Annotated in this window: 7 protein-coding genes and 1 pseudogene; 1 reads left to right on the top strand and 7 read right to left on the bottom strand. The window is 57.8% G+C overall.

All coding sequences use genetic code 11. The features are described from left to right. Positions 1–42: 42 nt before the first annotated feature. Positions 43–216 (top strand): annotated as a pseudogene (locus C7H84_RS35785) (transposase domain-containing protein); the annotation flags it as partial. A gap of 857 nt (positions 217–1073) precedes the next feature. On the opposite strand, the gene C7H84_RS35790 reads toward C7H84_RS35785, so the two are convergent. From C7H84_RS35790 to C7H84_RS35820, 7 genes are all read right to left on the bottom strand, one after another. Then, a complete protein-coding gene (locus C7H84_RS35790; protein WP_121863182.1) occupies positions 1074–1508 on the bottom strand; it encodes a winged helix-turn-helix domain-containing protein in 435 nt (144 codons plus the stop codon). 388 nt (positions 1509–1896) lie between these two features. Further along, positions 1897–3495 carry an IS66 family transposase gene (locus C7H84_RS35795; RefSeq protein WP_121863183.1) on the bottom strand — a complete coding sequence of 533 codons (1599 nt, stop codon included), beginning with the start codon at positions 3493–3495 and terminating at the stop codon, positions 1897–1899. 51 nt (positions 3496–3546) lie between these two features. Next, positions 3547–3894: an IS66 family insertion sequence element accessory protein TnpB gene (gene tnpB / locus C7H84_RS35800; RefSeq protein ID WP_121863184.1), complete on the bottom strand. Its 348-nt coding sequence runs from the start codon at positions 3892–3894 to the stop codon at positions 3547–3549. Beyond that, on the bottom strand, positions 3891–4277 hold the full coding sequence (locus tag C7H84_RS35805) for a transposase (protein WP_162999520.1): 387 nt from the start codon (positions 4275–4277) through the stop codon (positions 3891–3893). The genes tnpB and C7H84_RS35805 overlap by 4 nt, the downstream gene beginning before the upstream one ends. Before the next feature lie 254 nt (positions 4278–4531). Continuing rightward, positions 4532–4921, bottom strand: a complete 390-nt coding sequence (locus C7H84_RS35810) for a winged helix-turn-helix domain-containing protein (protein WP_121863186.1) — start codon at positions 4919–4921, stop codon at positions 4532–4534. Between the two features lie 120 nt (positions 4922–5041). Continuing rightward, the gene (locus C7H84_RS35815) at positions 5042–5902 is read right to left on the bottom strand and encodes a hypothetical protein (protein ID WP_205611506.1); all 861 of its coding nucleotides are present in this window, start codon (positions 5900–5902) and stop codon (positions 5042–5044) included. A gap of 731 nt (positions 5903–6633) precedes the next feature. Beyond that, positions 6634–7068, bottom strand: a complete 435-nt coding sequence (locus tag C7H84_RS35820) for a winged helix-turn-helix domain-containing protein (protein WP_121863188.1) — start codon at positions 7066–7068, stop codon at positions 6634–6636. Between the last annotated feature and the right edge of the window lie 439 nt (positions 7069–7507).

Raw genomic sequence — 7507 nt, forward strand, 5'->3', positions numbered from 1 at the left:
TCGAAGTGCGCATAACGCCCTTTATGCTCAGATCAGCATAACAGGCGCAACTATCTGTTCTGTGGAGCAGACTCAGGTGGTGAACGTGCCGCCGCAATTTACAGTCTCGTTGGCCCCGCCAAATTAAACGGCGTCGAGCCTGAGGCGCATCTGCGGCATGTCCTCGGATGCATCGCCGAGCATCCAATCAACCGAATCCAGGAATTGTTGCCGTGGTGCTTACCAGATTCGCCTCTCCTGATGGATGACTCTCCGGCTCAGGCGGACTTTCGCCTACAATACATTTGCGCCGGCGTCGCCGCCGATCTCCAGCCCGCCTCGCTCCTGTCCTGCCGCGCCGACGTCTGAGGGACAGAAATCTGCCCCTTATATTCCTTGTATCGCGCCTGGCGCTTCCCTGCGCTAGTAGACGCGGGGAGCAACTATGAGCGCTCTGTCAGATGAAGAGCTTGTCCTTGCAACCGCCAATCGCCATGTGCACGAAGCGCGGTGTCGCATCGCGCTGCTCGCCTCACAGCTGCAACGTCAACGTGCAAAAGGGATAGATGGGCCCGAGGCAGAGCAGTTGCTCCTCATCATGCGGGACGTCCTCGACACGATGATCGACCACCGCCGACTCGTTGATATGGAAGTGCGACTGCTGCTCCGACCGCAGCACAAGAGACGGCCCCGCTCGCAGAGAGGAGACGCCTAACGACCCTCTCAAATCCGCTTGCTGTGACACCACCCTCCTGTCAAGACGACCGGCGCGACACCCTTACGAGCAAAGCAGGTCCGCGGGCTAAAGCAACTCCATGTAGCGTGAGAACGGAGCCGCTCAAGAAGCGGTCGCGAAACCCAACGTCGGCCTTCCGTAGTCACAGCACCATTGCGTTGTCAGCGATTTTTAAAAGCAGCTGGCGCGAAACATCCGCAGAATGATCTTGACGATTTTTGACATGGGATCGTCACGTTCAGGAGTTTAGCCACCCGCATGGGTGGCATTTTTCGTGTCTGGCGATCGCCTTGTGAGGCTAGTATAAAATCAGCCGAGGATCCAAACAGCTTGGTCCGGCAAGAATATGGCGCGATCGTCACGCTATTCGTGCTGGGCCGCCTGTACCTGACGTGCCATCGACTCGCGAATTGACGAGGCAAGCGGCGGCGGACTGGGTGATAGATTCTCGACCACCGAGCTTCGCGCCGCTCATCACTGCATCATCTAACAGTAATCTGTAGCCGCTAGCATAGGCTGCGATGATCTTCATGCTCTTGTTCTCGTCAAGCCGCAGCTTTGCTCGAATACGAAAAATGTGGGCATCGAGTGCACGCGATGACGCGCCGAGTTCACATCCCCATGCAGCCTTCTGGATCGTAGCCCGCGGCACGATCTTGTTCACATTGTCGAGCAGACATTCGATGATGTAGAACTCATGCGACGTCACGCCGGCCGTCGTTCCGTCGACCTCGATAGTGCGACGCTCCAAGTCGATCTTGATGTTGTCGACGTACAGATTTCTGCGCTCCATGTTGCCTCCAATTCCGTGTCCGTTCACTGGCTGCTCGTCTGACGACCTTTCTTGATCGCTAGATATGTACTGGTCAGAATCCAGCCCGGCAGCGGAAACAGGTATGGGGAGCGCCGTTGCAGATTGACCGTATTTATGTGGGTCTCAATTTGCGTGAGGGCAGCGCGGAACGTAGGCTACGCTCCACCGGTACCTGCCACGCATACATCAGTGATGGCCGGGGTAAACGGAAGGTCCTTGTTGACATATCGGTCGAGCGGTCGGTGGAAGGCCCTGCTCGACGAATACGATGTGTACCAGTGCGCCCTGCGGCGACGGCGTAACCGTCCGACCACGACCGTTCTTGACAGCATGTTGATATCGGACAGTTGAACGCAGCGCGCTGAGTTCAGGTGGCGTCGTGCTGAAGCGGATCAGCGACGACCCATGGCAACAGTTCGTCGACGCGATTGACAGGATGGTCGGCGATGCGAGCGATGACGTGGCGCAGGTAAGCCTCAGGATCAAGACCGTTCAGTTTGGCGGTGCCAACCAGGGTATAGATTGCGGCGCCACGTTCGCCGCCGCTGTCGGAACCGAAGTGCAGGAAGTTTTTTCTGCCGAGAGCGACGGCACGTAAAGCGCGTTCGGCTGCGTTGTTATCGATTTCCACGGCACCGTCATCGATGTACAGCGTGAGCGCTGCCCACTGATTCAGAGCATAGTTGATGGCTTTGGCGCTATCGCCTTTCTGCGACACCGTAGCCAATGTCGAGCGCAGCCAGATCTCGAAGGCATCGAGTAGCGGCCGCGCCTGCTCCTGCCTGACACGTCTTCGTTCGTCCGGTGGCTTGCCTCGAATTGCGGCCTCAATTGCGTACAGTTCGCCGATCCGGCGCAACGCTTCAGTGTTGACTTCGTTTCTGCGCGCGACGAACAGATCGTGGAATTTGCGACGCGCGTGCGCCATGCATGCAGCCTCCCGCACATCACCACGTTCGTAGATCGCGTTGTACCCCGCGAACGCATCGGCCTGCAACGTTCCCCTGAAGTCCTTCAGATGGGCCTGCGGATATTCTCCAGCCCTTGTGGGACTGTATGCGAACCAGACCGCTGGCGCGTCCTGGGAGCCCGCCGGCCGGTCATCCCGGACGTATGTCCAGAGACGTGCGGTACGGGTCTTGCCATTGCCGGGCTCGAGCACCGGTACCGGGGTGTCATCCGCATGGATCTTCGAGGCGGCCATCACGTATCGGCGAACGACATCTACCAGTGGCCGGAGCAACGCACTGCACTGGCCGACCCAGTCCGCAAGTGTCGAACGGCTGAGTTCCACGCCGTCTCGCGCATAGATCACTGACTGTCGGTACAGGGGAAGGTGGTCACAGAATTTGGCGACCAGAACATGTGCGAGCAAGCCGGGTCCGGGCATGCCGCGATCGATTGGCCGATCGGGTGCAGCCGCCTGCACAATGCAGTCGCAACAAGTACAGGCCTTCTTGAGTCGGCGGTGACGAATCACTCGCCAATGCCCCGGTACATAGTCGAGTTGCTCGGAAACGTCCTCGCCGAGGTCGCCAAGCGCGCCACCGCATTGCGGACAGCACGCGTCCTCGGGCGGATGTACAACGTCTTCGCGGTGTAGATGTTGCGGAAGCGGCTTGCGTCCTGTCGACTTGCCGGTCTCAGAGCGAGGCCTTGTTGGTGCGTCGATCGTTGCCGCGCCATCGTCAGCCTGCAGATCTTCCAGACGCAATTCGAGTTGCTCGATCTGACGATCAATCTTCTCGGACTTGCGCCCGAACTGCATGCGCTGCAGCTTCGCGATCCACAGCTTCAGGTGCTCGATCTCGAGGGCCCGGTCGGAGAGTGTCTGCCGGAGCATCGTTACAGTGTCACGCAGATCCGTGAGCTCGCCTTCGTGCTCACGTAACGCCGCCTCACGCGCGATCAGGAGAGCCTTCAAGGCCTCGATATCGTCCGGGAGGGAAGCGTCGCTGGATGCCATGCACGCAGTTTACGCGCGTGCATTGCGCCATGCCTGCGTTGTCACATACGTTTACAAAGCGCTGGAGGGGCGCGCTGCATCGACGGGCTGTCGCCAGTCAAAACCTTCGAGGAGGAGGCCAAGTTGAGCGCTGGTCAGCGAAACAACACCGCCGTCAGCACGAGGCCACGCAAAGCGCCCGCGCTCCAGGCGTTTGGCGAACAGGCACAGGCCGCCGTCGCGCCAGTACAGGCACTTGATGAGGTCGCCACGTTTGCCCCTGAACACGAAGATGTGGCCAGAGAATGGATCCTTCGTCAGCACGGTCTGCACCTTCGCGGCCAGGCCGTCGAAGCCGCAGCGCATATCCGTAAATCCGGCGGCAACCCAGATGCGCGTGTTTGCGAGCGGACCAATCATCGGCTCAGGCACTGGATCACCACGCGCAGCGTGTCGGGGTCGGCGCTCCCTTCAACGTGTATCTCGCCTCGTGGCAACTGGATACGTATCTTGCCGGGCATCGATACCGGAGGCACACATGCTGCCGGTTCGGCCACGCCGCTGTCACCGGCCTCATCCACGGTGACTGGCAGCAGCGCGCATTCGCGACCGTTCACGCCAAGGCGCCCATCCAGATACTGCTTGCGCCAGTCGAACAGCTGATTCGCATTCAGGTCGTGACTGCGCGCAATCTCCGCCACCGAACGTCCACTGGATAACGCCTCTTCGACGATCTGACGCTTCTCGTCCACGGTACGCCGACGATACTTCCGGGCGCCTTTGATTTCGGTGAATTCAGTCACTCTGTCCATGATTCCTTTGTGGACACAGTCACATTTGTGCCCCGGGAAAGCATGGCTTCGCCTTTATCAGCCGTCTATACGGTCGGGGTCGGACGGTTACGCGACGGCAGCATTTTCGATCAGCCGCTCTCTGTATAGCGACACCGACCGACTGCAACCGTACGGCATTGAACCCACTCCAGTAGCATTACCCTCAATTTAGAGCGTAACCACTTCGTTCCGGACTACCCTTTAGAACGATCTCAACAATTGAACTACCCGGTCATCGTATGTTGTAACGCGGGCCGAGTAGCGGATCCTGTATCATCGAGTTCCATATTGCACATCACCTCGCCATGCAGCACTAATCGATAGCCAACCGCATAGGCCGGAATGATCCGCATGTTCTTGTCCTCGTCCAAGCGCAGCTTTGAACGAATTTGCGATATGTGCACTTCGAGCGTACGTGACGACGCATCGAGGTCGCGCCCCCACACTGCTGTCTGAATCGCACCGCGCGACACGATCTCGTTCTTGTTGTCGAGCAAACATTCAAGCACGTCGAACGCGCACGGCGTCATGCAGACTGCCTTGCCGTCAATCTTTATCGTGCGAAATACGAAGTCGATCTTGATGTTGTCGATGTAAAGGAATCTGTGCTTCATGTCGTCCCTCGAGTGTCTGTTCAAGAGCCGTCCGTCAGCTGCCACCGGTACGTGCGGCTCCTCTACGAAAAGACCGGCACGGCAACAGCAAGGCTATTGTTCCGGGGCACCCACGTGAACTCACGATGATTGAGCAGGCAAAGAACGACGCAAAGCTGTAGCCCGCTCGATGGCGTGCTGACGTTCAGCGTCCGGGCCCTCCAATTGTCCAACATAGGCTGTCGGCAACGCATTGCGCGCGAACTGCAACTCGAGCGACGTGAGCACGTTGCGTGTGAATACTGGATCACTGCAAGCGCCGGGGGTTTTGCACGCGCTCTTAATTAATTCGAGCGCAGCGATGTCCCCGTGGGCCGCCATAGCGTACACGTGATCCGCTAGCATCATGCCGTCGGGCAGCGCGATCGTGTTCCATTGCATCGGATGTCGGATAGCCAGCTCCAGCACTGCGCCAGGCTGGCCAGCACCCGCGGCTATGCGCAGCAGGTTCAGCGCATAGTCGGGGGCTCGCGATTGTGCGTCGCCGCAACGGAGCGCATCGTCCTTCAGGTGATGCTGCGTGCACGCCACGGCCCAAGCAGCAGCCTCGAACTGTCCTTCCGGATCCCGTCGTTGTGCGAGCGCCCCGAAGGTCGGATATTGAAGAGCGCGGCTCACCGCAATGGCAAGCGAGTTGCTCTGGTCCGGGCCTCGCCGGACAACCTTCGCCTTCGTCGTTGTCAGCATAGCGAGCACGTCGACGTTCCCGAAACTGGAGGACGCCGACGGCACCGAAGCCGCGACGGCGAATGCTGGTCGCGGAGACTGCGTACGCGCACCGATGCTATACGCTGCCGGCGTCACTCGGTTGTCGACAGCGACAATGCTCTGACTCTCGCCTGGCCAACGCTCCATTACCAGAACGGTAAACACACAAGCAACAGCGCCGCATGCTGCTGCGGAAATTTCCCACGCGATGTCGGAAAAAATATTCCTTGCCATTTTCCAATAGGGCAAATTCAAGGAGCAGGCGACGCGCATACGCGCGAACAGCTATCGCCACACCCTACGACGCGCCATCGCCCAAAATCCTCGGTTAAGGAATAAGATGAAACGAGACCAAATTTATCCAACTTCTTATAATGGGACATCCGCGCACCATCTTCGGCATGCGACGCACCACCGACCACTTCGACGCTACCGAACTGAACTCATCATAGTCAACTTTAAATGAATTGCTTCCCTTCTTTACTCAATCTCAACAATTTTTATGCAATCCTTCATTCCTGACAATTCGCGGACGCAGCAATGACGTCTCTAATATCGTCCCGATTCCCACCGCAGGATTTCCAGCATCGCGTGCCGGCGAGCCAGAATCTCGCACGCTGTAAGACAACCGAGCCACTCAAGCATCCCCCCAGAGCGAGCTGCATCGCGGATTTGCACCGATGCTCGCACCGATGGTATGAACATCGCTCAACCCTGATCCTCGTTTCACGATTAGCTTCCAATTTGCCCTTCGTCAACGCGGCGGCCAAGCTGCATCCGGCAATGCTTGTCGGCACGTGAACACGTCCAGATTGGGGGTGGGAAGGCATTGATAGCGCTGCTAGAGCGCACTTAGCAATCGTGCCGCAGCCGGCTGCTTCGATACCCTCGACCTTTCGTCACGGCATAGGCATCTCAGACCCGCTCGACGCGCTCACTCTGGTGCCCCTCCCAATCGACAATATCTATATCGAGACCCAGGGTGCGGGCACGGTCCGGTCAGCAGCTGCAATGCCAGCGATCGTGTGTTCCGACAAGGAGCGAGTAGCGGGCACTACATCTTCAGGGGCAACGGTTACCATCGCCGCACCAAACAGCACGAGCCGGTAACCCATCGCATAGGCGGGAAGGATTCTCATGTTCTTGTCCTCGTCCAGCCGTAACTTTGACCGAATACGTGAAATATGAGTTTCGAGTGTACGCGACGACGCATCGAACTCGCGCCCCCACACTGCCCTCTGAATCGCCCAGCGCGACACGACCTTGTTCATGTTGTCTAAAAGGAACTCAAAAATGTCGAATTCCCGCGATGTAATACCGACTGATCTGCCATCGATCTCGATCGTGCGGTACACGAAGTTGATCTTGATGTTGTCGATGCACACGTATCTGCCTTTCATGTCGCCCCTCGAGTATCCGTTCAAGAGCCGATCGGCTTTCATGATCTACCGCCCATCCTTCGTACGAGCAGTGCGTGTACGAAATGCATGGGCAAAGGCGCACAAGTCGCCCTCATACGAGCCGCTGGACTCATATCTATTGGCCGCCAAGCCACGACCGGCGGTAGGCCGTATCAAAGATCCTTCAATTCGCGATCACTGCTGCGCTTGATATCGATTAACGAAATACTTCCCAATTGTCACTTCTATTTTGAATCAGGCACCGTACTAGACGGGTCAACCGATCCGATATCAGCATAGGAAATTTTCTGAACAATGCAGAGAATTTTTTCATATTTTTATATTTTTCATAGCGCTTACCATTTGACGCGGCGCACCATCGCGCAGCAGATCTTCCACCCAAGCCGACTGCCTTCTAGTAAGCGGCTCGTGCCGGCCG

Origin of the sequence: Burkholderia sp. Nafp2/4-1b (assembly GCF_003635165.1) — a bacterium.
Lineage (GTDB): Bacteria > Pseudomonadota > Gammaproteobacteria > Burkholderiales > Burkholderiaceae > Burkholderia.

Excerpts from the sequence above, each read along its gene's own strand:
- C7H84_RS35790 (WP_121863182.1), bottom strand. The coding sequence starts at position 1,508 with ATGGAGCGCAGAAATCTGTACGTCGACAACATCAAGATCGACTTGGAG.
- C7H84_RS35795 (WP_121863183.1), bottom strand. The coding sequence starts at position 3,495 with ATGGCATCCAGCGACGCTTCCCTCCCGGACGATATCGAGGCCTTGAAG.
- tnpB (WP_121863184.1), bottom strand. The coding sequence starts at position 3,894 with ATGATTGGTCCGCTCGCAAACACGCGCATCTGGGTTGCCGCCGGATTT.
- C7H84_RS35810 (WP_121863186.1), bottom strand. The coding sequence starts at position 4,921 with ATGAAGCACAGATTCCTTTACATCGACAACATCAAGATCGACTTCGTA.
- C7H84_RS35815 (WP_205611506.1), bottom strand. The coding sequence starts at position 5,902 with ATGGCAAGGAATATTTTTTCCGACATCGCGTGGGAAATTTCCGCAGCA.
- C7H84_RS35820 (WP_121863188.1), bottom strand. The coding sequence starts at position 7,068 with ATGAAAGGCAGATACGTGTGCATCGACAACATCAAGATCAACTTCGTG.